Below are 24,538 nucleotides of genomic sequence, written 5' to 3'. Positions count from 1 at the left end.
CCCCGTCCGTGGGGGCGCCCCTTCTCCTTGCTAGCGAGCGTCCTCGCTGTCGATGCCGAGGCCTGGAAGGAGGCCCGGCAGGAGTGGCGGAAGGGTTACGTCCGGCATGCCCGGTGTCGCCTGGTCGGCGGAAGGGGCCGTGGGCGCGCCCGTCGGGGAGGGCTTGAGCAGTCCGCCGGCGCTGCCGCCGAGGAGGCCGTCGTCCTCCGGTGAGGTGGTGCCGTCGTCCGCGCTCGGGCCGGTGCTCGTGCTGGGGCCGGACGGGCCGGTCGATGCGGAGTGGCTGCCCGAGGGGGCGGCCTCGCCGGGGGAGGACGGGCGCTGGGAGTCCGTCCCCTGCGGGGCCTGCGGGGAGCTGGGAGTACCGCCGGGGCGCTCCGAGCTGATCCCGCCCTTCTCGGGGGTGCGGGGCAGCACCGACTGGAGCGGCTCGACCTCTTCGTTCATGGCGTCGAAGACGTGCGTCACCTCGCTGCCGACGTCGGCCAGTTGGACGGGAAGTCGGTCGCGGAGTCCGTTCCAGGTGTCGCGGTGGGCCTGGGCGAAGGAGTTGAGCCGGGCCATCGGGGCGATCTTGCCGTCCCGCTGGTATGCCTGGCGGAGCAGGCGGTGGCCCTCACTGGCGTCGTGTCTCATGCCGCCCAGGACGCGGCGGATCTCGCTGAGCGACTCGTGGTCGAGGTCGCCGGAGCGGCCTCGCTCCATGAGTCTGCGGGCCTCGCTCAGCCGGGTGGATGCCTGGTCGAGGTAGATGCCGCCGCGGTCCGCGTCGTCGTCCGCCATGCCCAGCTTGATGTCTTCCATGCCTCGCTTGAGCCCGTAGAGCGAGTCACCGGGGAGCGCGTCGGAGCTGGCGGCGGCCACTCCGCCGAAGGCACCCGCGGCCACACCGACCGTGAGGCCGCCGGCGGCGAGGCCCTTGGTCCAGCGGGAACGGGGGCGCAGTTTCCGCAGCGGGGACGCCCGGTGGGTGCCCTTGCCGCCGGCGGTCCGCTGCTCCGGCACCGTGGCGCTCGCGGCCGCGCTGCCCTCCATGAGCATCGCTTCCATGGCGGCGACGAGCTGGGCTCGCTGCACCACTTTGACCTCGGGGTCCAGCTGTGGCTTCGGCAGCTCGCCGAGACCGTCCGCCAAGGCCAGAAGCCGTCCCTGCTCGGCCGGTTCGGCCGGGGCTTCGGACTGCTCGGCCGCCGCGCCCTCGGACGCCCGGTCCTCCAGGGTCTGGGCGAAGGCGTTCGCCCGCCGGTGCGCCGATACGTTCGCGATCACTGGCGGCACCTCCTCTCGTCATGATGGTCGACTCCCCGGGGTGTCCGGAAGGTTGCACACCTTGAGCGCATCCACACGAAAGAGTGAGTGGCTGCGGACATGGCGTGTCCACAGGGAGCCTGCATCCCGCACAACGAGCGGCGCGGCACTTGGGTTACGCGCGAAAGATGATCGGACCAGTGCGTCATCGAGGCGTCACCGACTGTGAGTTGGTCGAGGGGTGTGGAGGCGTGGGGGAGGAGCGGGGGCGGAGCCGCGGAACCGGGGTTCGGGGGTGCGTGTGGGGGGCGCGGACCCGTCAGCGGGCGTCGTCCGGCAGGAGGCGGGCCAGGGTGCGGACGGCCCGGTACTGAAGGGTCTTGATGGCTCCCTCGTTCTTGCCCATGACCCGGGCGGTCTCGGCGACCGAGAGGCCCTGGAGGAAGCGCAGGGTCACGCACTCCTGCTGCTGGGGGTTGAGGCGGCGGACCGCGTCGAGCAGGGCGGCGTTGGAGAGGGACTCCAGGACGGAGTCCTCGGGGCTGCGCTCGACCTCGTTGGCGTCGAGCATCTCGCCCGTGGTGACTTCCAGGCGGAAGCGGCTGGACTTGAAGTGGTCGGCGACCAGGTTCCTGGCGATGGTGACGAGCCAGGCACCGAAGTCGCGGCCTTGCCAGGTGAAGGTGGAGATCCGGCGCAGGGCGCGCAGGAACGTCTCGCTGGTGAGGTCCTCCGCCGTCGCCTTTCCGCCGACGCGGTAGTAGATGTAGCGGTAGACGGTGTCGCTGTACTGGTCGTACAGGCGGCCGAAGGCTTCGGCCTCGCCCGCCTGGGCGCGCTCGACCAGGTCCATCATGCGGGCGCTGTCGCTGTCGGCGGTGGGCCGGCGGGCGGGGGTCGAGGTACCGGAGCGGGCACCGCGTCTGCCCACGGCGGCGCCGCCGTCGGCCAGGGCATAGCAAGGGCCGGCGGGTGCCGGGGCGGCGAAGGCGAATGCGGGGACAGGGCCGGCGTACGCGGTGGGGACGAAGCCGCGCAAGAGGTCGAGGACCGTTGCGCGCAGCGTAGCCAGGCCCGAGGTGTCAACCCCGACGTGTGGGTACACGGGACTCCCAGAGGCAGAGCTTCCATCACGTGCAGTGCGGGACCGTTCACTCGTCGTGGCGACGTGAGGGGTCCTTTGTGCGTCTGAGGAGAATAACGCTTCGTACAGGCAGCGCTACACCCAGTTGCTCAAATCACCGGTTACGTCGGTTCTGTTACTGGTTGTAGTCGAAACTGCTCGCTGTTCATGAGCAGTTGTTGATCGGTTTGCTTTCGAGTGTGACTGCGCAGGCGTTGCGTTGTGCTCAAGTCCGCGGCGCGTGAGTGATCCGGGCCGCTGCGGGGTAAGGAGCCCGGAATGCCCGCGGGTCGACCTGTGCGGTGGTGTTCGACCACGGATGGGTGAGGGCCCGTGGTCCGGGGTTGTCGCAGATGATCGCAGCCGAAACGTATCGGCAGATCCGTGCGGGCAGGGGGCGGGCGGGCCTCAGTGGCGGCGGCGGTGCAGGGCCACCGCGGCGGCCGTGCCGCCGGCCAGGGCGCCCAGGCCCGCGGCGGCGGGGATGCCGACCTTGGCGGCCTTGCGGCCGGTCCGGTAGTCGCGCAGTCGCCAGTCCCTGTCCTTCGCGTGCTTGCGGAGTTTGGTGTCCGGGTTGATCGCGTACGGGTGGCCGACGAGCGAGAGCATCGGGATGTCGTTGTGCGAGTCGCTGTAGGCGGCGCAGCGGCCCAGGTCGAGTCCCTCGGCGGCGGCGAGAGCCCGTACCGCCTCGGCCTTCGCCGGTCCGTGCAGGGGCTCGCCGACCAGCTTGCCCGTGTAGACGCCGTCGACGGACTCGGCGACCGTGCCGAGGGCGCCGGTCAGGCCGAGCCGCCGGGCGATGATCGTGGCCGTCTCGACCGGGGCGGCCGTGACCAGCCAGACCTTCTGGCCCGCGTCGAGGTGCGCCTGGGCCAGGCCTCGGGTGCCGGGCCAGATCCGGTCGGCCATGTACTCGTCGTAGATCTCCTCGCCGATCGACATCAGCTCGGAGACGCGATGGCCCTTGACGATGGACAGGGCGCTGTCGCGGGCGTCCTGCATGTGCTCGGGGTCCTCGACGCCGGCGAGCCGGAACCACGCCTGCTGCCAGGCGAAGCGGGCGAGTTCACGGCGCTGGAAGAACTTCCTCTTGTAGAGGCCGCGGCCGAAGTGGAAGATCGCGGCGCCCTGCATCACGGTGTTGTCGAGGTCGAAGAAGGCGGCCGCCCGTACGTCGCCGACGACCGGGAACTCGGGCTCGGCCGGCGCCTCCGCCTCCGTGGTGGCCGCCGCCTCCTCCCGCTCCCGTTCCAGCTGGAGCGAGGACTTGCGCGCTGCCTCGGCAGCGGCCTCGCCTGCGAGGACGCTGCGCGCGGTGGCGGAGCGCCTACGGGGGGTGAGCCATCCCAGAGCGGCCATGCGGTGAGCATAGCCAGTCTGTTCGGGACTTCCCGAGTTGTGACGATGCCGCGGCGTGAACACTGCGGGGCTCTCCTGTTAATCGGGACAGAATGGGCGCATGTTCGGACGGACGAAGAAGAAGGACGCCGGAGCGCGCACCGTGACGCTCATCGGCAAGCCGGGATGTCATCTCTGCGACGACGCCCGCGCGGTGATCGAGACCGTGTGCGCGGAGACGGGGGCACGCTGGGAGGAGAAGGACATCACCCAGGACGAGGAGCTCCACCGGGCGTACTGGGAGCAGATTCCCGTCGTCCTGATCGACGGCGAGCAGCACACCTTCTGGCGCGTGGACGCCGGGCGGCTCCGGCGCGAACTGGGTGCGTGACCGAAAGACGGCTACCATCATGGACGTTTTGTTGGCTTTCGGGGGCGGTGCCGTGAGGAGAGTGTGCGGTTATGCCCCCTTCGGGTTCTCAACGCGCTGACGCGCTCCGCGGTTCCGCGACGATACGAACCAGTTGCGTGACCCCGGTCACTTTGGCCGGACAAAACGGACACCATCTTTGTGCACGCGTTCACAAAGACATAGCCTGCATTCGACGGGGCGGTCTTGGGACATATGGCCGCCTGCAGCCCCGCTCATCCCGCAGGAGCACCGTGGCAACTGGCCGAACTCACCGACCGGCGACCCGTAGCCGAGGAATTCCCGAGGCCACCGTCGCCCGGCTTCCGCTGTATCTGCGCGCACTCACCGCGCTCTCGGAGCGTTCCGTACCCACGGTCTCCTCCGAGGAACTCGCAGCCGCGGCGGGGGTCAACTCCGCGAAGCTCCGCAAGGACTTCAGCTACCTCGGCTCCTACGGCACCCGCGGGGTCGGCTACGACGTCGAGTACCTCGTCTACCAGATCTCCCGTGAGCTCGGCCTCACCCAGGACTGGCCGGTCGTCATCGTCGGCATCGGTAACCTCGGTGCCGCGCTCGCCGGCTACGGCGGCTTCGCCTCCCGAGGCTTCCGCGTCGCCGCGCTGATCGACGCCGACCCCGCCATGACCGGCAAGCCGGTCGCCGGGATCCCCGTCCAGCACAGTGACGACCTCGAGAGGATCATCGAGGAGGACGGCGTCTCCATCGGCGTCATCGCGACCCCGGCCGGCGTCGCCCAGCAGGTCTGCGACCGGCTCGTGGCCGCCGGAGTCACCTCCATCCTGAACTTCGCCCCCACCGTGCTCTCCGTGCCCGACGGCGTGGACGTACGCAAGGTCGACCTCTCCATCGAGCTGCAGATCCTCGCCTTCCACGAGCAGCGCAAGGCCGGCGAGGAGTCGAACGCCGAGGCCGGTGCGGACACCGGCGCCGAGGCGGAGACCGCCGTGGCCGCCGCACCTCCGGCCCCCCGTGGCACCACGGGCGGCCACCGCAAGGGACCCGACGGGGACGTCCCCGCCGTGATGCCGGCATGAGCCTCCTCGTCGTCGGGCTGAGCCACCGCAGCGCCCCGGTCTCCATCCTGGAGCGGGCCGCGCTGTCGGCGGACACCCAGGCCAAGCTCCTCCAGGACACCCTCGCCGCCGAACCGGCCGCCGAGGGCACCGTCCTCGCCACCTGCAACCGCATCGAGCTCTACGCCGACGTGGACAAGTTCCACGCCGGTGTGGCCGAGCTGTCCACCCTGCTCGCGCAGCACAGCGGCGTCGGCCTGGACGAGCTCACCCCGTATCTCTACGTGCACTACGAGGACCGCGCCGTCCACCACCTCTTCTCGGTGGCCTGCGGACTCGACTCCATGGTCGTCGGCGAGGGCCAGATCCTCGGCCAGATCAAGGACGCCCTCGCCCTCGGCCAGGAACTGCACACCGCGGGACGCCTCCTCAACGACCTGTTCCAGCAGGCACTGCGGGTCGGCAAGCGCGCCCACAGCGAGACCGGGATCGACCGGGCCGGGCAGTCCCTCGTCACCTTCGGGCTCGAGCGACTCGTCGACGGCACGGACGGCACCGACGTCGACACCTGGGCCAAGGGCAAGAGGGCGCTCGTCATCGGAGCGGGATCGATGTCCTCGCTCGCCGCCGCCACGCTCGCGCGTGCGGGGGTCTCCGAGATCGTCATCGCCAACCGCACCCTCGCCCGCGCCGAGCGGCTCGCACAGATCCTGAGCGAGCCCGGTGGCACGGGGGTGGCCGCCCACGCCGCCGAGATGGTTGCCGTCGGCGACGAACTGACACGTGCCGACGTCGTCGTCTCCTGCACCGGCGCCACCGGACTCGTCCTCACCGGCGACGCCGTCGAGACCGCCGTACAGGGCCGGCGTACCCCGCTCGCCCTGCTCGACCTCGCCATGCCCCGCGACATCGACGCCGCCGCACACCGCATCCCCGGCGTCCGGCTCGTCGACATCGAGTCGCTCGCCGAGGCCTCCGCCGACGCGCCCATGGCCGCCGACGTCGACCTCGTACGCGGCATCGTCTCCGACGAGGTCGCCGCCTTCGGCGCCGCCCAGCGCGCCGCCCACATCACCCCCACCGTCGTCGCCCTGCGCACCATGGCCGCCGACGTGGTGGCCAACGAGGTCGCCCGGCTCGAGGGCCGGCTGCCCGGCCTCGACGACAAGCAGCGCGCCGAGATCACGCAGACCGTGCGCCGCGTGGTCGACAAGCTCCTGCACGCGCCGACCGTGCGGGTCAAGCAGCTGGCCAGCGAGCCCGGCGGCGCCGGGTACGCGGACGCGCTGCGGACACTCTTCGACCTCGACCCGGAGACGGTGGCTGCTGTCAGCCGGGCCGACCTGAATGACGCCGACGTCAAGAACCGAGGGCGAGTATGACCGAGAGGGCACTGAGGCTCGGGACCAGGCGCAGCAAGCTCGCCATGGCCCAGTCCGGGCACGTGGCCGACGCCGTCCGGCAGCTGACCGGCCGGCCCGTCGAGCTCGTGGAGATCACGACGTACGGGGACACCTCCCGGGAGCACCTCGCGCAGATCGGCGGCACCGGCGTCTTCGTCGCCGCCCTGCGCGACGCGCTGCTCGCCGACGAGGTGGACTTCGCCGTCCACTCCCTGAAGGACCTGCCGACCACCCAGCACCCCGACCTGGTGCTGGCGGCGATCCCCCGGCGTGAGGACCCGCGCGACGTACTGATCGCCCGCGACGGCCTGACGCTGGACCGGCTGCCCCAGGGCGCCCGGATCGGCACCGGTTCGCCGCGGCGCATGGCCCAGCTCCACGCGTACGCGCGCAGCCACGGCCTGGAGATCACCTGCGTCCCGATCCGGGGCAACATCGACACCCGGGTCGGCTACGTACGCAAGGGAGAACTGGACGCGGTGGTCCTCGCCGCGGCCGGCCTCAACCGCATCGGCGGTGCGGAGGAGCTCACCGGCTCCCTGTCGCTCGACCCCCTGTCGGTCGACACCGTCCTGCCCGCCCCCGGCCAGGGGGCCCTGGCGATCGAGTGCCTGGCGTCGAACGCCGCACTCGTCACCGCGCTCGGCGCGCTCGACGACCCGCTCACCCGGGCCGCCGTGACCGCCGAGCGATCCCTGCTCGCCGCCCTGGAGGCCGGCTGCTCCGCACCCGTGGGTGCGCTGGCCGACCTGCTGGCCGACGACCCCGGTCACGGGCAGGTTGTCACCGAAATGCGCCTGCGCGGCGTCGTCGGCACCACCGACGGCTCGACGCTGGTGCAGCTGTCCACCACCGGTCCCGTACCCACCTCGCACGACGAGGCGATGGCGCTCGGACGCGAACTCGCGGACGAGATGCTCGCCAAGGGTGCGGCTGGTCTTATGGGGGAGCGAGCACTTTGAACCCCACCCGCCCGACCACCAGCCCGCTGTCCCCGGCCTTCGCGGGCCATGGGCACGTCACATTCCTCGGCGCAGGCCCCGGTGACCCCGGACTCCTGACCCTCAGGGCCGTGGAGGCCCTCGCCGGAGCGGATGTCCTGATCGCCGAGCCGGAGGTGCTCGAGGTCGTTCGCGGCCACGCGCGCGCGGGGGTGAGCACGCCGGAGCTGACGATTGTTGACGAGGCGTCAACAACCGCCGGTGTCCCCGTGTTGAGGGACGCGGCCAATCTTGTCATGGAGGCCGCGAGGGGCGGCAGGCGGGTCGTCCGTGCGGTGACCGGCGACCCCGGCCTCGACGGGAACGCGGGAGCCGAGATGCTCGCCTGCGCCACCGAGGGCATCCCCTTCGAGGTCGTACCCGGCGTCGCCACCGCCGTCGGCGTCCCCGCCTACGCGGGTGTCCCGCTCCGCGACGCCCAGGGCACCGACGTCCGCTTCGTCGACGCCCGCACCGCCGACGAGCGGTGCTGGACCGAGGTCGGCGCCTCCGACGGCACCGTCGTCGTGTCCACCTCGCTCGACTCGGTGGCCGCCGCCGCCGGAGAGCTCGTGGCGGCCGGCCGCAAGCCGGACACCCCGCTCACCGTCACCATCGCCGGCACCACCACCCGCCAGCGGACCTGGAACGCCACGCTCGGCACCATCGCCCAGGTCTTCAAGCAGGGCAAGGTCCTCCCCTCGCCCGAGGGTCACCGGCCGGTCATAGCCGTGGTCGGCGAGCGCAGCGCCCCGGCGCAGCGGGACCAGCTGTCGTGGTTCGAGTCGAAGCCCCTCTTCGGATGGCGGGTGCTCGTGCCTCGCACCAAGGAGCAGGCCGCGTCGCTCTCCGACCAGCTGCGTTCGTACGGCGCGGTGCCGCACGAGGTGCCGACCATCGCCGTCGAGCCGCCGCGCACCCCGCAGCAGATGGAGCGGGCGGTCAAGGGGCTCGTCACCGGACGGTACGAGTGGATCGCCTTCACGTCGGTGAACGCGGTGAAGGCCGTACGGGAGAAGTTCGAGGAGTACGGGCTCGACGCCCGTGCCTTCGCCGGGATCAAGGTCGCGGCGGTGGGCGAGCAGACGGCCGCCGCACTCGTCGACTTCGGTGTGAAGCCGGACCTGGTGCCGAGCGGTGAGCAGTCGGCCGCCGGGCTTCTCGAGGACTGGCCGCCGTACGACCCCGTCTTCGACCCGATCGACCGGGTGTTCCTGCCGCGGGCCGACATCGCGACCGAGACGCTGGTCGCGGGCCTGATCGAGCTCGGGTGGGAGGTCGACGACGTCACCGCCTACCGGACCGTACGGGCTTCGCCGCCGCCGGCGGACACGCGGGAGGCGATCAAGGGGGGTGGCTTCGACGCCGTGCTCTTCACTTCGTCGTCGACCGTGCGGAACCTCGTCGGTATCGCCGGGAAGCCGCACAACGTGACCGTGATCGCGTGCATCGGGCCCGCCACCGCCAAGACGGCCGAGGAGCACGGGCTGCGGGTGGACGTCCTGTCGCCCGAGCCGTCCGTGCACAAGCTGGCGGAGGCGCTGGCGGACTTCGGGCTGCGGAGGCGGGAGGCGGCGCTGGAGGCGGGGGATCCGGTGACGCGGCCTTCCGAGCGGCGGCCGGGGGCGCGGAGGCGTCGTACGACGTAGTCGTAGTCGGTTGCTCGGGTGCGGGTCCTCTTGAGGGGGCCCGCACCCTTTGCGTTGCCGGGGCCTGCTGGTGCGGGTCCGGGGGGAGGTGGCGCGCTCATGGTGCGGGTCCAGGCACAAGGGGCGCAGGCGCCGCCGAGCGCGCCGTCCCGTGTGCCCACCCGTCCCGCCCCAGCGGGACGACTGCCCACACGGGGGCGGGGTGGGGTGTGCGGTCGCACGCGGGTGGGGGCGGATGTGTTCCGCGACGGGGGTGGGCGTATGCCCACAACCTGTTGGCAAAGGCACCGTGGCCGCGGGCGTAGCCTCGGGACATGAACTCGTACGGATCCTTTCCCGGGGCGCGGCCGAGGCGGCTGCGGACGACGCCTGCCATGCGGCGGATGGTGGCCGAGACCCGGCTGCACTCCTCCGATCTGATCCTCCCCGCGTTCGTGCGCGAGGGGATCACCGAGCCCGTGCCGATCCAGGCCATGCCCGGGGTCGTCCAGCACACCAGGGACACCCTGCGGAAGGCCGCCGCCGAGGCGCTGGAGGCCGGGGTCGCCGGTATCATGCTGTTCGGCGTGCCCGAGGACGACAAGAAGGACGCCGCCGGTACGGCCGGGACCGACCCCGACGGCATCCTGCAGGTCGCCATCCGTGACGTGAAGGCCGAGGTCGGCGACGAGCTCGTCATCATGTCGGACCTGTGCCTCGACGAGTACACCGACCATGGGCACTGCGGCGTCCTCGACGCCGAAGGCCGGGTCGACAACGACGCCACGCTGGAACGTTACGCCGAGATGGCCCAGGTCCAGGCCGACGCCGGCGTCCACGTCGTGGGGCCTTCCGGGATGATGGACGGCCAGGTCGGCGTCGTCCGGGACGCCCTGGACACCATCGGCAAGGAGGACGTGTCGATCCTCGCGTACACCGCGAAGTACTCCTCCGCCTTCTACGGCCCCTTCCGCGAGGCCGTCGGCTCCTCCCTGCGCGGTGACCGCAAGACCTACCAGCAGGACCCCGCCAACCTCCGGGAGTCCCTGCGCGAGCTCGCGCTCGACCTGGAGGAGGGCGCCGACATGGTGATGGTGAAGCCGGCGGGGCCGTACCTCGACGTGCTCGCGAAGGTCGCCGAGTCCGTGGACGTGCCCGTCGCCGCGTACCAGATCAGCGGCGAGTACGCGATGGTCGAGGCCGCCGCGGAGAAGGGCTGGATCGACCGCGACAAGGCGATCCAGGAGACCCTGACCGGCATCCGGCGGGCCGGTGCGCAGATGATCCTCACCTACTGGGCCACCGAGGTCGCCCAGAAGCTGGGGTCGGCTCGCCACTGAACGCCGTCCGGCGCACCCTGGAGAGGTAGCCGACAGGTACCTCGCTGGAGGTGGTCCTCATGATGCACACGCTTGTCGGATGGCATGTGGAGATGGAGTTCCAGGAGGAGGGCGACCGGACACGGGCCGCGGCGATGGTCCGGCTCAGCGACGGCACCGAGTTCCGGGCCCACGGCACCGCGAACCGTCACCCCTCCGATCCGGATCAGCTGCGGGTGGGTGAGGAGATCGCCGGGGCGCGCGCCCTGATGGACCTCGCTTCCCAGCTGCTCCAGAAGGCGCACACCGAGATCGACGAGGTGTCGGGCCGGACCTCGCACTCCATTCGCTGACGACGAAGCCCCCGGCACGGATTCCGTGCCGGGGGCTTCGTCTCGGGGCGCCTTCGGGATGTCAGAGGCGCTCGGGGGTCCGGATGCCCAGCAGGGCCATGCCCTGGTGGAGCGTGCGGGCGGTCAGGTCGCAGAGGAAGAGGCGGTTCTCCGCGACCTCCTGCGCCGGCTCCGGCTTGATGACCGGGCACTGGTCGTAGAACGTCGTGTACAGCGAGGCGAGCTGGTACAGGTACGCGGTGAGCTTGTGCGGGGCGTACTCGGTGGCCGCCTCGGACAGCGTCTCGGCGAACCGGTCCAGGTGCAGGCCGAGCGCGCGCTCCGCCGGGGCCAGCTCCAGCTCGGGGTGGGCCAGCGGAGTGCGGTCGCCCGCCTTCCCGAAGATCGACCTGATCCGCGCGTACGCGTACTGCAGGTAGACCGAGGTGTCGCCGTTCAGCGAGACCATCTGGTCCAGGTCGAACTTGTAGTCCCGCGCGGCGGACGTCGACAGGTCGGCGTACTTCACCGCGCCGATGCCCACGTACTGGCCGTTCTCGACGATCTCCGTCTCGGTCAGGCCCACCTTCTCGGCCTTCTCGCGCACGACCGAAGTGGCGCGGTCCACGGCCTCGTCGAGCAGGTCCACCAGCCGCACCGTCTCGCCCTCACGGGTCTTGAACGGCTTGCCGTCCTTGCCGAGGACCGTGCCGAAGGCCAGCTGGACGGCCTTCACGTCGTCGTTCAGCCAGCCGGCCCGGCGGGCCGTCTCGAAGACCATCTTGAAGTGCAGCGACTGCCGGGCGTCGACCACGTACAGCAGGGTCGTCGCCTTCAGGTTCCGCACCCGGTCGCGGATCGCGGACAGGTCCGTCGCCGCGTACCCGAAACCGCCGTCGGACTTCTGGACGATCAGCGGCGTCGGGTTGCCGTCCGGGCCCTTCACGTCGTCGAAGAACACGCACAGCGCACCCTCGGAGCGGACGGCGACGCCCGACTCCTCCAGGATCTGGCAGGTCTCCGCCAGCATCTCGTTGTAGCCGGACTCGCCGACCACGTCGGCGTCCCGGATGTCCATGTCGAGCTTGTCGAAGACCGAGTAGAAGTAGATCTTCGACTCGTCGACGAACCGCTGCCACAGCGCGAGCGTCTCCTCGTCACCGGCCTGCAGGTCCACCACGCGCGCGCGGGCCCGCGTCTTGAACTCCTCGTCGGAGTCGAACAGGGCACGCGAGGCCTTGTACAGCCGGTTCAGGTTCGACATGGCCTCCTCGCCGGAGACCTCGCCGCCGTCCTCGGCCTTGTGGTCCAGCTCGTGCGGGTGCTCGATCAGGTACTGGATGAGCATGCCGAACTGGGTGCCCCAGTCGCCGATGTGGTGCCGGCGGACCACGCTCTCGCCGGTGAACTCCAGGATCTCGACCATCGCCGCGCCGATCACGGCGGAGCGCAGGTGCCCGACGTGCATCTCCTTCGCCACGTTCGGCTGGGCGTAGTCGATGACCGTCGTCCCCGCCGACTCGTTGAACGGCACGCCGAGCCGGGCGTCGGCGGCGCGGGCCGCGAGGGTCCGCACGATCGCCGCGTCCGTGACCGTGATGTTCAGGAAGCCGGGGCCGGACACCTCGATCTCCGCGAGGACGTCGTTCTCCGGGATCGCGGCGACCACCTGGGTCGCCAGCTCACGCGGATTGCCCTTGAGCCGCTTGGCGAGCGCCAGGATGCCGTTGGCCTGGAAGTCGGCCCGGTCGCTTCGTCGCAGCAGCGGGTCGGCGGAACCGGCATCCGGCAGAGCCGCCGAGAGGCCGTCCGCGAGGCGCTGCTGCACGGTCGAAGCGAGGGAAGGGACCGAGGCCATGAGCTTCCGTTCCTGTTGAGTTCGTCAGGTCTAATTCGCTTGTCAAGTGTCCCATGGCGGCGCAACGTGATTTCCCCGCCTGTGGACAACCTCGGAGAGCCTCGTTCCGTCTGGGAGAATGGCTCTCGTAGGGCTGTCAGGCAGAACCCCTCAGGAAGAAGGACGTACCGACCGTGGCTCAGAGCAGCACCGAGACCGACTGGGTCTCCCGTTTCGCGGACGAGGTCATCGCCGAGTCGGAGCGACGTGCGCCTGGCAAACCGGTCGTCGTCGCCTCCGGCCTCTCCCCGTCCGGCCCGATCCACCTCGGCAACCTCCGCGAGGTCATGACCCCGCACCTGGTCGCCGACGAGATCCGCCGGCGCGGCCACCAGGTCAGGCACCTCATCTCCTGGGACGACTACGACCGCTACCGCAAGGTGCCGAACGGCATCGAGGGCATCGACGCGTCCTGGGCCGAGCACATCGGCAAGCCGCTGACCTCCGTCCCGGCCCCCGCCGGCTCGCCCCACCCCAACTGGGCCGAGCACTTCAAGGCCGCCATGGTCGAGTCGCTTGCCGAGCTCGGCGTCGAGTACGACCCGATCAGCCAGACCGAGCAGTACACCGCCGGCGCCTACCGCGAGCAGATCCTGCACGCCATGAGGCACCGCGGCGACATCGACGCCATCCTCGACCAGTACCGGACGAAGAAGGCACCGAAGAAGCAGTCGCAGAAGCCCGTCGACGAAGCCGAACTCGAAGCCGAGCTGGGCTCCGGCGCGGCGAGCGAGGACGACGGCTCCGGCGGCGCCTCCGGCTACTTCCCGTACAAGCCGTACTGCGGACAGTGCGAGAAGGACCTCACCACCGTCACCTCGTACGACGACGACACCACCGAGCTCGCCTACACCTGCGCGAACTGCGGCTTCGCCGAGACCGTGAAGCTCAGCGAGTTCAACCGCGGCAAGCTCGTCTGGAAGGTCGACTGGCCCATGCGCTGGGCCTACGAGGGCGTCATCTTCGAGCCCTCCGGCGTCGACCACTCCTCGCCCGGCTCGTCCTTCGTCGTCGGCGGCCAGATCGTCCGCGAGATCTTCGACGGCGTCCAGCCCATCGGCCCCATGTACGCCTTCGTCGGCATCAGCGGCATGGCCAAGATGTCCTCCTCTCGCGGTGGCGTACCGACCGCGGCCGACGCGCTGAAGATCATGGAAGCCCCGCTGCTGCGCTGGCTGTACGCGCGCCGCAGGCCCAACCAGTCCTTCAAGATCGCCTTCGACCAGGAGATCCAGCGGCTCTACGACGAGTGGGACAAGCTGGAGGCCAAGGTCGCCGACGGCACCGTCCTGCCCGCCGACGCCGCCGCCCACTCCCGCGCCGCCCGCACCGCCGCCGGAGAGCTCCCGCGCACCCCGCGCCCGCTCCCGTACCGGACGCTCGCCTCCGTCATGGACATCACCGCCGGACACGACGAGCAGACCCTCCGGATCCTCACCGAGCTCGACCCGGAGAACCCCGTCACCTCCCTCGACGAGGTCCGGCCCCGGCTCGACCGCGCCGAGAACTGGATCACCAGCCAGGTCCCCGCCGACCAGCGCACCATCGTCCGCGAGGAGCCCGACACCGAGCTCCTCGGCTCCCTCGACGACCAGGGCCGCGAGTCGCTCCGGCTGCTCCTGGAGGGCCTCGACACCCACTGGTCGCTCGACGGACTCACCACGCTCGTCTACGGCGTCCCGAAGGTCATGGCCGGCCTCGACCCCGAGGCCAAGCCGACGCCCGAGCTGAAGCTCGCGCAGCGCGCGTTCTTCGCCCTGCTGTACAAGCTCCTCGTCAGCCGGGAGACCGGGCCCCGCCTGCCCACGCTGCTGCTCGCCGTGGGCGCGGACCGGGTGAGGAAACTGCTCGGCGCGTGAGCGTGTGAGTGCGTGAGCGTGCGAAAGGGCCGCCACCCGGAGACCGGGTGGCGGCCCTTTGCCGTGGCCGAGGGTCAGGCGGTGCGGTAGTCCTGCATGTCCTGCTGGATCTGCTGCTGGACCTCGGGGATCAGCTGCTGCAGCAGAGCGGGGTTACCGATCTGCTGGGTCCCTTGGTGCTCGGCCACCATGGCCGCGAGCTCCGCGTCTTCGGGGAAGCGGTCGTGCTCCACCGCGTAGGCCCAGGTCAGCTTGTAGACCACCTCACGGAACTCGTGGACCTGCTGGTCCGGCTCCACGTACTCCGGATACTCGACGAACTGCTCGGGCCCCGGCGGAGGGACGTCCTCCGGGCCCTGCGGGACCGGGACGGGCGTGGGCTCCAGACCGTCGACGATCTGCGGGTTGTACGTGCCCTCGTACGTCTTCGGGGTGATCTGCTGCGCGTCGAACCAGGGGCTCTCGTGGTTCACGGGCCCGCCGGGCGCCTCCGCCTCCACCTGCGCGAGCCCGGCGTGCGGCGCCTGTTGGGGCACCTGCGGTGACTGCTGAGGTGACTGCTGCGGTACGGGGACAGGCCCCTGCACCGCCGCCTGCAGCTGAGGCACCTGCTGCGGCTGGAGCTGCTGCGCCTGCTGCTGCGGCTGCGGAGGCAGCAGGGCCGGCTCGATGCCCGCCGCCGCCAGACCCGCCGCCGCCGTCTCCGCCAGGGGAACCCCGTACCGGGCAAGGCGCAACGGCATCAGCGCCTCCACCGGCGCCTTGCGGCGCCAGCTCCGGCCGTAACGGGCCTGCAGGCGCGCCTGGTAGATCAACCGCTCCTGCTCCAGCTTGATCACCTGCTCGTACGAGCGCAGCTCCCACAGCTTCATCCGGCGCCACAACCGGAACGTCGGCACCGGAGACAGCAGCCAGCGCGTCAGCCGGACACCCTCCATGTGCTTGTCCGCCGTGATGTCCGCGATCCGGCCCACGGCGTGCCGCGCCGCCTCGACCGCCACCACGAACAGCACCGGGATCACCGCGTGCATCCCGACGCCCAGTGGGTCCGGCCACGCCGCCGCGCCGTTGAACGCGATCGTCGCCGCCGTCAGCACCCACGCCGTCTGCCGCAGCAACGGGAAGGGGATCCGCAACCACGTCAACAGCAGATCGAGCGCGAGCAGCACACAGATGCCCGCGTCGATACCGATCGGGAAGAAGTAGGAGAAGGTGCCGAAGCCCTTGTCCAGCGCGAGCTCGCGGACCGCGGCGTACGAGCCCGCGAAACCGATCCCCGCGATGATCAGCGCACCGGCGATGACGAGGCCGATGAGTATCCGGTGTGTGCGTGTCAGCTGCATCGCGGCCACCCGCGATCCCCTCCCCGTCATTCGACATCCCGCGCGCACAGAGTGGCACATGCATACGGAGCCCGGCCCCCGGGGGAGGGACGGGCTCCGCACGCACACGCCACTGTGGGCAGGTTTGTGGCTACTTGTTGGCCACTCGCCGTACTACTTGTTCGCGGCGGCGACCGCGGCCACCGCCTCCTTGGCCGCCTTCACCGCGCCCTCCATGATCGTCTTCTCCGTCGGGGTGGCCGCACCCGCGTATCCGGCGCCGTTGTACGAGAGCAGCACCAGGATGTTGCCGGTACGCGCCACGACGGAGGCGTACACGAAGTCCTCGTCGGTCTTCCGCAGCTGGTACGCGACCGTCTTCGCCTCGTCGCCGATGCCCGTGGCCGTGGCCGTACGGAGCTTCTTGGCGTTCGGAGTCTCCTCGACCTTCGCGAGCTCCTTCGCGAGGTTCACCCCCGCCCGCTCCTGACCGCTGCCGAGCGAGGCGTCCGACTCGTACCGGTAGAACGACACGTCCAGCCAGCGGTACTGCGAGCCCTTCACGCCCTTGTCGGCGAGACCGTTCCACGAACAGCCGCCACGGCTGGTGAGATCACTGGAGAGAGCGGGCGTGCCGTTCTTCGTCTTCGCCTTGGGCACCAGCGAAGCCGTCGTCTTGGCGGAGATCGCCTTGCACGCCTGGGGCAGCTTCGCGAACTTCGCCGGCTCGACCGTCTTCGTGGTCTGCGAGGGCGAAGGGGTGGCGGACGCCGAAGCACCGCCCCTGTCCTTCGACCCCGCCCCGCCGGAGCCGCCGTCGCCGGAGTCCGAAGAGCAGCCGGCGACGACGAGCATCACCGGGACGGCGGCGCAGGCGAGTATGCGGGTGAGTCGCGGGGCTGATCGCTGCATGGTTCCTTCAGTCGCTTGTCGTGCGGTCCGGCCGGAGGTCCGGCGGCCACGGGCACGGGTGCTGGTGGGCCACGGGTACGGCGACACGTTACGTGGTCGCCGCCCGCTCACGGTGTGGAGCCGAACCGCTACTCCTCCAGGCGCTCGGCGAGCAGCCGCGCCAGATTCCGGGCCCTTTCCTGCAGCTCCCGGCTGTCCGGGGCCTCGGCCGCACCCGCCGTCCGCTCGCGGTAGGAGACGGTCACGATGACGTTCGATGTGCGGAACACCACGCTGACGGCCCGCTCGGAGCCCTTCGCGCCGACCGTGCTCACGACGTCGTTCACGTACGCGACGTCCCCGAGGCCTTCGAGCACGCGGGGTTCGAGGCCGGTGGAGACGGGGTCGCCGGTGGTGGGGGTCGTCGTGCCCGTGGCCGGGGGCGTGGTGCCCGTGGGCGGCTGGGGGGACACGGCGCCGGCCGGCGCGGCGGCGCCCTGCGGGGTCTTCCCCGGGGTCTGACCGGGGCCGGTGCTCGCGCCGGGAACCGTGGCGCTCGACGTGGCTGTGGGGTTCGTGGGTGTGGTGGGGGTCGGCGGGGCCGTCGGGGGCAGCGGGATGCCGGCCGCGAGCTGTTTGCGGACGAACACCTCCTGCGCCCGGGCGTCGTCGCTGACGGCGGTGTCGTACGACACGACCCGCTCGACGTCGAGCACGAGGCGGTGCGAGATGTCCTGCGTGTCGGCCTTCCACGTGCAGCCGACGCGCCGGTCGGTGTCGTAGGTCACCGCCGCGACGCCCCGGTACGCCTTGTCGCGCTCGGCTTCGGCGAGGGCGGCGGCGCCGGGGAGCAGGTCCTTGAGCGTGGCCTGCGAGACGGAGCCGCAGGGCTCGAAGAGCGTGCGGTAGCGGCCGGGGGGCGCGACGGGCGCGGCGCGGCCGGCCTTGGCGTCCACGGTGATGTCGTCCGCCGGTCTGTCGGCGGAGCATCCGGAGAGGCCGATCCCGAGGCCGAGGCCGATGGTGAGGACGACGGCGGTGCGCGCCGCGGACCCGGTGCGGCCGGGGGCGTACCTCTTTCGCTGCACGGTCCCAGGCTCCCTTCTCCCGAAGTCTTTCCCGAAAACTGTTTGCCGCGCGAACCCGGCCGATGGACACAATGTCTATCGCACACGCAGCTGTTGATGCCGGTCCGCTGTCACCTGTACGGGCTTTGGCTCCGGTTTTTGCGTTATCAGACTTTTTGGGGGAATCGAGGAAGTATGTCGTACGTAGAGGTACCGGGGGCGAAAGTACCGATCCGCATGTGGGCCGACCCCGCCACGGTCGAGGGCGGGGCCATGCAGCAGCTGCAGAACGTGGCGACGCTGCCGTGGATCAAGGGCCTGGCCGTGATGCCGGACGTGCACTACGGCAAGGGCGCGACGGTCGGTTCGGTGATCGCGATGCAGGGGGCGGTCTGTCCGGCGGCGGTCGGTGTGGACATCGGCTGCGGGATGTCGGCGGTCAAGTCGTCACTGACGGCGAACGACCTGCCGGGCGACCTGTCACGGCTGCGGTCGAAGATCGAGCAGGCGATCCCCGTGGGCCGCGGGATGCACCGCACGGAGGTGGACCCGGGACGGCTGTACCAGTTCCCGACGGCGGGGTGGGGTGACTTCTGGTCGCGGTTCGACGGGGTCGCGGACGCGGTCAAGTTCCGTCATGAACGGGCGCGACAGCAGATGGGAACGCTCGGAAGCGGCAACCATTTCGTCGAGTTCTGTCTCGACGAGTCGGGTGCGGTCTGGCTGATGCTGCACTCCGGGTCCCGGAACATCGGCAAGGAGCTCGCCGAGTACCACATCGGCGAGGCGCAGAAGCTGCCGCACAACCAGGGGCTCGTCGACCGCGACCTGGCGGTGTTCGTCGCGGACACCCCGCAGATGGCGGCCTACCGGAACGACCTCTTCTGGGCGCAGGAGTACGCGAAGTACAACCGCGCGATCATGATGGCGCTGTTCCAGGAGGTCGTCCGCCGGGAGTTCCGCAAGGCGCGGGTGACCTTCGACCAGGTGATCTCCTGCCATCACAACTACGTGGCGGAGGAGCAGTACGAGGGCATGGACCTGCTGGTCACCCGGAAGGGCGCGATCCGGGCCGGCTCCGGGGAGTTCGGGATCATCCCGGGCTCGATGGGCACGGGCTCGTACATCGTGAAGGGCCTCGGGAACGCTGCCTCCTTCAACTCGGCCTCGCACGGCGCCGGCCGGAAGATGAGCCGGAGCGCGGCGAAGCGGCGTTTCTCGACGCGGGACCTGGAGGAGCAGACGCGGGGCGTGGAGTGCCGTAAGGACTCCGGCGTCGTGGACGAGATCCCGGGCGCCTACAAGCCGATCGAGAAGGTGATCGACCAGCAGCGCGACCTGGTGGAGGTCGTCGCGAAGCTGAAGCAGGTCATCTGTGTGAAGGGCTGAGCCGGTGCACCGGTGAGGGCGGGAGGGGCCGGCGCGGTGCGCCGGCCCCTCCCGGGGTTCTACAGCTCGCGGTGGACCTTGGTGTTGGAAGCCTGGGCTCGGGGGCGGACGACCAGGAGGTCGATGTTGACGTGCGGGGGGCGGGTGCAGGCCCAGGTGATGGTGTCGGCCACGTCGTCCGCGGTGAGGGGTTCGGCCACGCCGGCGTAGACCTTGGCGGCCTTGTCGGTGTCGCCGCGGAAGCGGGTGGTGGCGAACTCGTCGGTCTTGACCATGCCGGGGGCGACCTCGATGACGCGGACCGGGGTGCCGACGATCTCCAGGCGGAGGGTCTCGGCGAGGACGCGGGCGCCGTTCTTGGCGGCGACGTAGCCGGCGCCGCCCTCGTACGCGGAGTGGCCGGCGGTGGAGGAGACGACGACGACCGTGCCGTCGCCGCTCGCGGTGAGGGCCGGAAGCAGTGCCTGGGTCACGTTGAGGGTGCCGATGACGTTGACCTCGTACATCTGGCGCCAGTCGGCGGGGTCGCCGGTGGCGACGGGGTCGGCTCCGAGGGCGCCGCCGGCGTTGTTGACGAGGACGGCGAGGGTGGGGAACGCGGTGGCGAACTCGTCGACCGCGGCGCGGTCGGTGACGTCGAGGGCGTAGGCGGTGGCCTGGTGGCCGGCCTGCTTGATCTCGGCGGCCAGGGCTTCGATGCGGTCCTTGCGTCGGGCGGTGAGGACCACGCGGTAGCCGGCGGCGGCCAGCTGCCTGGCCGTGGCGGCGCCGATTCCGCTGCTCGCTCCGGTGACGACGGCGATGGGGGTACCGGGGGCAGTCATGTCGGGGTGCTCCTCGCGCAGGTGGTCGATTCGTCGATCGCCCGGTCAGGATAGGCGGGGGTGCCGGTCAGCGGCCTCGTGGGGCGTACATGATCGGCGCCATGCCGGCGAGGCGGACGAGGGTGCCGATGACGTCCCAGCGGTCGGGCCGGCAGCCGTCCGCCGCCATGTCCCGGGCGATGGATCCCGCCACGAACACTCCGCCGTGGGCGGCGAGTGCGAAGAGGGCGACGGAGCGGGCGGGCGGCATGGGGTCAGCGTGCCGTGGGACACGCGGGCTGATGGATTGTCAGACTATGGGATGGTCTGTAGGTATTTTGGGCTCATGCGTGGAATGCGGAAGGGCGTGCTCGGGGTCGCTCTCGCGGCGACGGCAGTGGCGGCGACGGTGGTCTGGGGTGCGGGGGCGAGTGCGAATGCCGGTGCCGGTGCCAGTGCCGGTGCCGGTGTCAGTGCCGGTGCCGGTGCCGGTGCGGGTGTCGGTGCCGTGCGAACGGTGGGAGGCGCCGAGGCGGATCTGGCCCATCACGGTCATCTCTCGCTCTGGGACGGCAGGGTCGCTGTCTGGCTGGTGAGCGAGAACCACGGGCCTTCGAATCTCTCCCAGGCGACGGTCCGACTGGCCTTCTCCGAGCGGATGACGGGTGGCCTGGAGCTGCCGCCGGCGTGTCTGTGGAGCAGTGACCGGGTGGTGTCGTGCCGGACGGGTGCGCTGCGCGCCGCGGGTGGTGTCGGTGAGCTGGCGCTCGATCTGCGGACCGCGGGGCTTCCGGACGAGCTGACCGTGGACATCAGCACGGCCTGGCGGGACGGGGTGGCCGACCGGAACCCGGTGAACGACCAGCACCGTGTGCTGGTGCTGGCCACCGGCGACCCGTACGTCTTCTGACGTGCGCTCCGGTCAGCGGCTCGTCCACTGGACGTAGCCGTCGGGGCGGACCAGTACCGCGGTCCGGCGTGACGGGTCCGTCCAGGTGGCCCGTATGAGGTGCTTCGGGGAGACGGGGGCGGTGCCGGGCAGGGCCGGGGGCTCGCCCTCCGGGGCGATCAGGACGAACTCGCCGGCGCGCAGCAGTTCGTAGAGCCGCCCCTCGCGCAGTCGCACGTCCGGCGCGCGGCGGCCCGCGGGGCGGCTGGAGCCCGCCGGGGGCGCGTACGCGATGCCGATGCCGCTGATCATGCCCATGGCGCGGGCGGAGGCGGGCCGTACCGCGTCGAGGAAGCGGGCGGCGAGGGAGCGGGCGGCGCGGGTGAGCGGGGTGTGGGCCATCGCGAGGCGCACGACCGCGCCGCTGCTGCGGAGCACCATGGCGCCGACCGGGTGGCGCTCGGACTGGTAGCTGTCGAGGAGTGCCTCGGGGTCGGGTGCCTCGCCGCGCAGGACGGCGGTGAGCTTCCAGGAGAGGTTGGCGGCGTCCTGGAGGCCGGTGTTCATGCCCTGGCCGCCGGCGGGGGAGTGGACGTGGGCGGCGTCCCCGGCGAGGAGGACCCGGCCGACGCGGTACGCCGGGACCTGGCGCTCGTCGCTGTGGAAGCGGGAGATCCAGCGGGGGTCGTGCATGCCGAAGTCGGTGCCGAAGGCGCTGTGGGTGATCTCGCGGACCTCGTCCAGGTCGACGGGCTCGCTGTCGGCGACCTGGCGGGTGCGGCTCCAGCCCATCACCCGGAACCAGCCGTCGCCGAAGGGAGCGAGGAAGGCGAAGGTGTCGCCGGAGCCTCTGACGGTGAACGACTCGGCGGGCTCCTCGGCGAGGCGGACGTCGGCGAGGACGATGGAGCGGATCACGGAGCCGCCGGGGAAGGGCAGGCCGAGGGCGGTCCGGACCGTGCTGCGGACGCCGTCCGTGCCGACGAGGTGGCCGGCGGTGAGGATGAGCGGGGTCCCGTCCTCGTCGGTGAGCTCGGCCGTGACCGTGTCGGTGTCCTGGCGCAGTCCGCGCAGCTCCGTCCCGTACCGGAAGGTGACTCCGGCGGCCACGGCGCGGCGCTCCAGGAGGCGCTCGACCTCGTACTGCGGGGTGACGAGCATGTGGTTGAAGCGGCTGGGCAGCCGGGTGAGGTCGAGATCGAGTCGGCCGAAGAGCTGGGCGCGGGTGAGGGTGGTGCCCGTGTCGAGGAGCTCGTCCGCGAGGTCGCGGGCGTCGAGCTGCTCAAGCGTGCGGGCGTGGACGCCGAAGGCGCGGGTCATGTTGGCGAGGCCGTGCGGGCGGCGCTCGACGAGGGTGACGTCGATGCCGGCGGTGGCGAGGTCACCGGCGAGGAGCAGGCCGGTGGGGCCGGCGCCGATGACGAGTACCTGGGTGTCGGTGTCTGTCTTCTTCGTGGTGCTCACGGCTGCCTCCAGGGTGCCCACGACCGTTGGCCAACAGGTGTTGGTCAACGCTTGTTGGCAACTGTAGGGGGCGTCTCGGTGGAGTGTCAACGCCTGTTGGCCTACAGTCGTTGATATGACGACCGCCCGCCGCTCCGACGCCACCAGGGCCGCCATCCTGGAGGCCGCCCGCGAGCGCTTCGCATCCGACGGATACGACCGCGCCACCATCCGGGCCATCGCCCGTGACGCCGGGATCGATCCGTCGATGGTGATGCGCTACTACGGCAACAAGGAGGGTCTGTTCGCGGCCGCCTCCGAGATCGAGATCGGCATGCCCGAACTGGGCGCACTGCCCGCGCAGCACATCGGGGCCGTCCTGGTCACCCACTTCGTGGAGCGGTGGGAGCGGGACGAGGTCCTCACCGGGATGCTGCGGGTCGGGGTCACCAACGCCGCCGGGGCCGAACGGATGCGGGAGATCTTCGCCCAGCAGCTCGGGCCGATCACCCGGGGAGTCTGCCCCGATCCGGCGGAGGCGCCGCGCCGGGCGGCGCTCGTCGCGTCCCAGATCCTCGGGATGGCGCTCAGCCGCTACGTCCTGCGGCTGCCGCCCGCCGTCGACATGTCCGCCGAGGAGATCGTGGCCTGGCTGGGCCCGACCGTGCAGCGCTATCTGACGGCCGAGGCGCCCTGACGGGGCCGGGGTGCCCTCATGGCCGGGTAGGCCTGACCCCCGGGCCCGGCATGACGCCTGACGCCCGGGGTCCGAGGCCGGCGCGTCAGCCGGTCGTCGCGCCGCCGAACTCCCGTACCGCGTCGGAGACGATCTCCTCCAGGCGGCTGTGGTGCGCGCCGCGCCAGTACACCCGGCCGCACTCCACGCACTCGGCGAACACGTCGTAGGTCTTCTCCGTGCCCTGCTCCAGACGCTCGCGGACCGCGTCCTTGTCGGCGTCGCTCAGGTCCCCGTTGCACGCCGTGCACCGCGTCCACGGCGCCAGCGGGGGCGCGAACCGCTCAAGGACGTCACGGAGCTGCTCGTCCGGACGGTCGCTGTAGATGTACGCGCCCGCCCACAGTTCGCGGCGGCGCAGCAGACCGCGGTCCCGCGAGAGCATGACGCGCTGCTCCCGCGCGGAGAGCGCGGCGAGCGCGGGGTCGCCGATGTCCGCGCTCTCGTACGCCGCGTCCACCCCGAGCAGCCTCAGGCGCCGGGCCAGCGTGCCCAGGTGCACGTCGAGCAGGAACCGGAGCGGTGCGCCGGGCACCTGCTGCGGACGGCCGACGCCCTCCACCACGACCGTCTCGCCCGAGGCCGGGACGTGCGAGGTGTCGACGGGCAGTCCGTCGACCAGGAGCCTCCCGGCCTCCGTGAGGGGTACGCCGAGCGACTCCACGACATGGCCGAGCGAGGAGGCGCCGTCCGTGGTCACGGTCGTACGGCCCGCGCGCCGCTCCGGCGAGACGAAGAGCCCCAGGCCGGGGGCGAAACTGATCTGGATCTCCGGTCCGTTCACGGAGTCAGGATCGCATCGGGGCGGGGTGGGCGGCCAGGGAATTCGGTGCCGACGCCGGGCGGGCGGCCAGGGAATTCGGTGCCGACGCCGGGCGGGCCGGTGCCGGTGGTCGTGGGCGGCGGGCGGGGAACGCCGTCCGGTGAGGCCCGGGGCGGCGGGTCCCAAAAGGAGCGCGGTACCGTCCCGCCATGAAGATCATCGACCTTGAGCTCGGCGACCCCCGGCTGGAGAGCGACCTGCTGCCGGTCCTCTCCGAACTCCGCCCCCACCTGACCCCGGAGCTCTTCCGCGAGGTCCACGAGGCCGGCCACCCGCAGGGACTCCGCTTCACCGCCGCCTACGCGGACGACGGCCGCTGCGTCGGCGCGGCCGGCTGGCGGATCATTAACAACACGAGCTCCCTGCGCAAGCTCTACGTCGACGACCTCGTGACCGCCGCCGCCAGCCGCTCCACCGGTGTCGGCCGCGCGCTCATCGCCCACCTGGAGACCCGGGCCCGCGACGCCGGCTGCCACGAGCTCAACCTGGACTCCGGCACCCACCGCACCGGAGCCCACCGCTTCTACCTGCGCGAGCGCTTCGACATCGTGGCCTTCCACTTCTCCCGGCCGCTCACCGCGCCGGAGGACGCCTCCTAG

At 71.3% G+C, this 24,538-nt stretch carries 22 protein-coding genes and 1 pseudogene; 12 read left to right on the top strand and 11 right to left on the bottom strand.

Going from position 1 to position 24,538, the window contains the following annotated elements; all coding sequences use genetic code 11:
- Positions 1-30: 30 nt before the first annotated feature.
- From ACFVYX_RS32270 to ACFVYX_RS32260, 3 genes are all read right to left on the bottom strand, one after another.
- Entirely contained in the window at positions 31-1,269 is a 1,239-nt protein-coding gene (locus ACFVYX_RS32270) for a DUF5667 domain-containing protein (protein WP_389685034.1), read from the bottom strand.
- Between the two features lie 298 nt (positions 1,270-1,567).
- Positions 1,568-2,353, bottom strand: a complete 786-nt coding sequence (locus ACFVYX_RS32265; RefSeq protein WP_389685033.1) for an ECF subfamily RNA polymerase sigma factor, BldN family — start codon at positions 2,351-2,353, stop codon at positions 1,568-1,570.
- A 426-nt stretch (positions 2,354-2,779) separates the two neighbouring features.
- Positions 2,780-3,733, bottom strand: coding sequence for an HAD family hydrolase (locus ACFVYX_RS32260; RefSeq protein WP_389685032.1), 954 nt, complete (start codon positions 3,731-3,733; stop codon positions 2,780-2,782).
- A 100-nt stretch (positions 3,734-3,833) separates the two neighbouring features.
- On the opposite strand from ACFVYX_RS32260, the gene ACFVYX_RS32255 reads away from it, so the two are divergent.
- The 7 genes from ACFVYX_RS32255 (at position 3,834) to ACFVYX_RS32225 (ending at position 10,841) form a co-directional block, all read left to right on the top strand.
- Positions 3,834-4,103 carry a glutaredoxin family protein gene (locus ACFVYX_RS32255; RefSeq protein ID WP_389685031.1) on the top strand — a complete coding sequence of 90 codons (270 nt, stop codon included), beginning with the start codon at positions 3,834-3,836 and terminating at the stop codon, positions 4,101-4,103.
- A 272-nt stretch (positions 4,104-4,375) separates the two neighbouring features.
- The gene (locus ACFVYX_RS32250) at positions 4,376-5,179 is read left to right on the top strand and encodes a redox-sensing transcriptional repressor Rex (protein ID WP_389685030.1); all 804 of its coding nucleotides are present in this window, start codon (positions 4,376-4,378) and stop codon (positions 5,177-5,179) included.
- Positions 5,176-6,540, top strand: coding sequence for a glutamyl-tRNA reductase (locus ACFVYX_RS32245; RefSeq protein ID WP_389685029.1), 1,365 nt, complete (start codon positions 5,176-5,178; stop codon positions 6,538-6,540). Before ACFVYX_RS32250 ends, ACFVYX_RS32245 begins: the two co-directional genes overlap by 4 nt.
- Entirely contained in the window at positions 6,537-7,523 is a 987-nt protein-coding gene (gene hemC, locus ACFVYX_RS32240) for a hydroxymethylbilane synthase (RefSeq protein ID WP_389685028.1), read from the top strand. Before ACFVYX_RS32245 ends, hemC begins: the two co-directional genes overlap by 4 nt.
- A complete protein-coding gene (locus tag ACFVYX_RS32235; protein ID WP_389685027.1) occupies positions 7,520-9,190 on the top strand; it encodes a uroporphyrinogen-III synthase in 1,671 nt (556 codons plus the stop codon). Before hemC ends, ACFVYX_RS32235 begins: the two co-directional genes overlap by 4 nt.
- A 314-nt stretch (positions 9,191-9,504) precedes the next feature.
- The gene (gene hemB, locus ACFVYX_RS32230; protein WP_389685026.1) at positions 9,505-10,509 is read left to right on the top strand and encodes a porphobilinogen synthase; all 1,005 of its coding nucleotides are present in this window, start codon (positions 9,505-9,507) and stop codon (positions 10,507-10,509) included.
- A gap of 62 nt (positions 10,510-10,571) precedes the next feature.
- Entirely contained in the window at positions 10,572-10,841 is a 270-nt protein-coding gene (locus ACFVYX_RS32225; RefSeq protein ID WP_024757862.1) for a DUF1876 domain-containing protein, read from the top strand.
- 61 nt (positions 10,842-10,902) lie between these two features.
- Here the strand turns inward: ACFVYX_RS32225 and argS are convergent, their stop codons facing one another.
- Positions 10,903-12,678, bottom strand: coding sequence for an arginine--tRNA ligase (gene argS / locus ACFVYX_RS32220; RefSeq protein WP_389685025.1), 1,776 nt, complete (start codon positions 12,676-12,678; stop codon positions 10,903-10,905).
- Positions 12,679-12,851: 173 nt separating this feature from the next.
- On the opposite strand from argS, the gene lysS reads away from it, so the two are divergent.
- Positions 12,852-14,576 carry a lysine--tRNA ligase gene (gene lysS / locus ACFVYX_RS32215; RefSeq protein ID WP_389685024.1) on the top strand — a complete coding sequence of 575 codons (1,725 nt, stop codon included), beginning with the start codon at positions 12,852-12,854 and terminating at the stop codon, positions 14,574-14,576.
- A gap of 74 nt (positions 14,577-14,650) precedes the next feature.
- Here the strand turns inward: lysS and ACFVYX_RS32210 are convergent, their stop codons facing one another.
- The 3 genes from ACFVYX_RS32210 to ACFVYX_RS32200 form a co-directional block, all read right to left on the bottom strand.
- A complete protein-coding gene (locus ACFVYX_RS32210) occupies positions 14,651-15,919 on the bottom strand; it encodes a DUF2637 domain-containing protein (RefSeq protein ID WP_389685023.1) in 1,269 nt (422 codons plus the stop codon).
- Between the two features lie 153 nt (positions 15,920-16,072).
- Entirely contained in the window at positions 16,073-16,810 is a 738-nt protein-coding gene (locus ACFVYX_RS32205; RefSeq protein ID WP_389685022.1) for a DUF3558 domain-containing protein, read from the bottom strand.
- 128 nt (positions 16,811-16,938) lie between these two features.
- Positions 16,939-17,877: a DUF3558 domain-containing protein gene (locus tag ACFVYX_RS32200; RefSeq protein ID WP_389685021.1), complete on the bottom strand. Its 939-nt coding sequence runs from the start codon at positions 17,875-17,877 to the stop codon at positions 16,939-16,941.
- Between the two features lie 174 nt (positions 17,878-18,051).
- Here ACFVYX_RS32200 and ACFVYX_RS32195 point away from each other — a divergent pair, with 174 nt between their 5' ends.
- Positions 18,052-19,245 carry an RtcB family protein gene (locus ACFVYX_RS32195; RefSeq protein ID WP_389685020.1) on the top strand — a complete coding sequence of 398 codons (1,194 nt, stop codon included), beginning with the start codon at positions 18,052-18,054 and terminating at the stop codon, positions 19,243-19,245.
- Positions 19,246-19,304: 59 nt separating this feature from the next.
- Here ACFVYX_RS32195 and ACFVYX_RS32190 read toward each other — a convergent pair whose 3' ends face one another.
- Positions 19,305-20,069 (bottom strand): SDR family NAD(P)-dependent oxidoreductase, encoded by a 765-nt coding sequence (locus tag ACFVYX_RS32190; RefSeq protein WP_389685019.1) that lies wholly within the window; start codon positions 20,067-20,069, stop codon positions 19,305-19,307.
- Positions 20,070-20,136: 67 nt separating this feature from the next.
- A pseudogene (locus ACFVYX_RS32185) lies at positions 20,137-20,286 on the bottom strand (hypothetical protein); the annotation flags it as partial.
- A gap of 270 nt (positions 20,287-20,556) precedes the next feature.
- Between ACFVYX_RS32185 and ACFVYX_RS32180 the strand changes: the two are divergent.
- Entirely contained in the window at positions 20,557-20,958 is a 402-nt protein-coding gene (locus ACFVYX_RS32180; RefSeq protein WP_389685018.1) for a hypothetical protein, read from the top strand.
- Between the two features lie 12 nt (positions 20,959-20,970).
- Here ACFVYX_RS32180 and ACFVYX_RS32175 read toward each other — a convergent pair whose 3' ends face one another.
- Positions 20,971-22,401: an FAD-dependent monooxygenase gene (locus ACFVYX_RS32175; protein ID WP_389685017.1), complete on the bottom strand. Its 1,431-nt coding sequence runs from the start codon at positions 22,399-22,401 to the stop codon at positions 20,971-20,973.
- 115 nt (positions 22,402-22,516) lie between these two features.
- On the opposite strand from ACFVYX_RS32175, the gene ACFVYX_RS32170 reads away from it, so the two are divergent.
- Entirely contained in the window at positions 22,517-23,077 is a 561-nt protein-coding gene (locus tag ACFVYX_RS32170) for a TetR family transcriptional regulator (protein WP_389685016.1), read from the top strand.
- A gap of 85 nt (positions 23,078-23,162) precedes the next feature.
- On the opposite strand, the gene ACFVYX_RS32165 is transcribed toward ACFVYX_RS32170, so the two are convergent.
- Entirely contained in the window at positions 23,163-23,900 is a 738-nt protein-coding gene (locus ACFVYX_RS32165; RefSeq protein WP_389685015.1) for a Mut7-C RNAse domain-containing protein, read from the bottom strand.
- Positions 23,901-24,088: 188 nt separating this feature from the next.
- Here ACFVYX_RS32165 and ACFVYX_RS32160 point away from each other — a divergent pair, with 188 nt between their 5' ends.
- Positions 24,089-24,538, top strand: a complete 450-nt coding sequence (locus ACFVYX_RS32160; RefSeq protein WP_389685014.1) for a GNAT family N-acetyltransferase — start codon at positions 24,089-24,091, stop codon at positions 24,536-24,538.

The organism is Streptomyces sp. NPDC058326 (genome assembly GCF_042879855.1).
In the GTDB taxonomy this organism is placed as follows: Bacteria; Actinomycetota; Actinomycetes; order Streptomycetales; family Streptomycetaceae; genus Streptomyces.
This window is presented reverse-complemented; position numbering and strand designations above follow the sequence as displayed.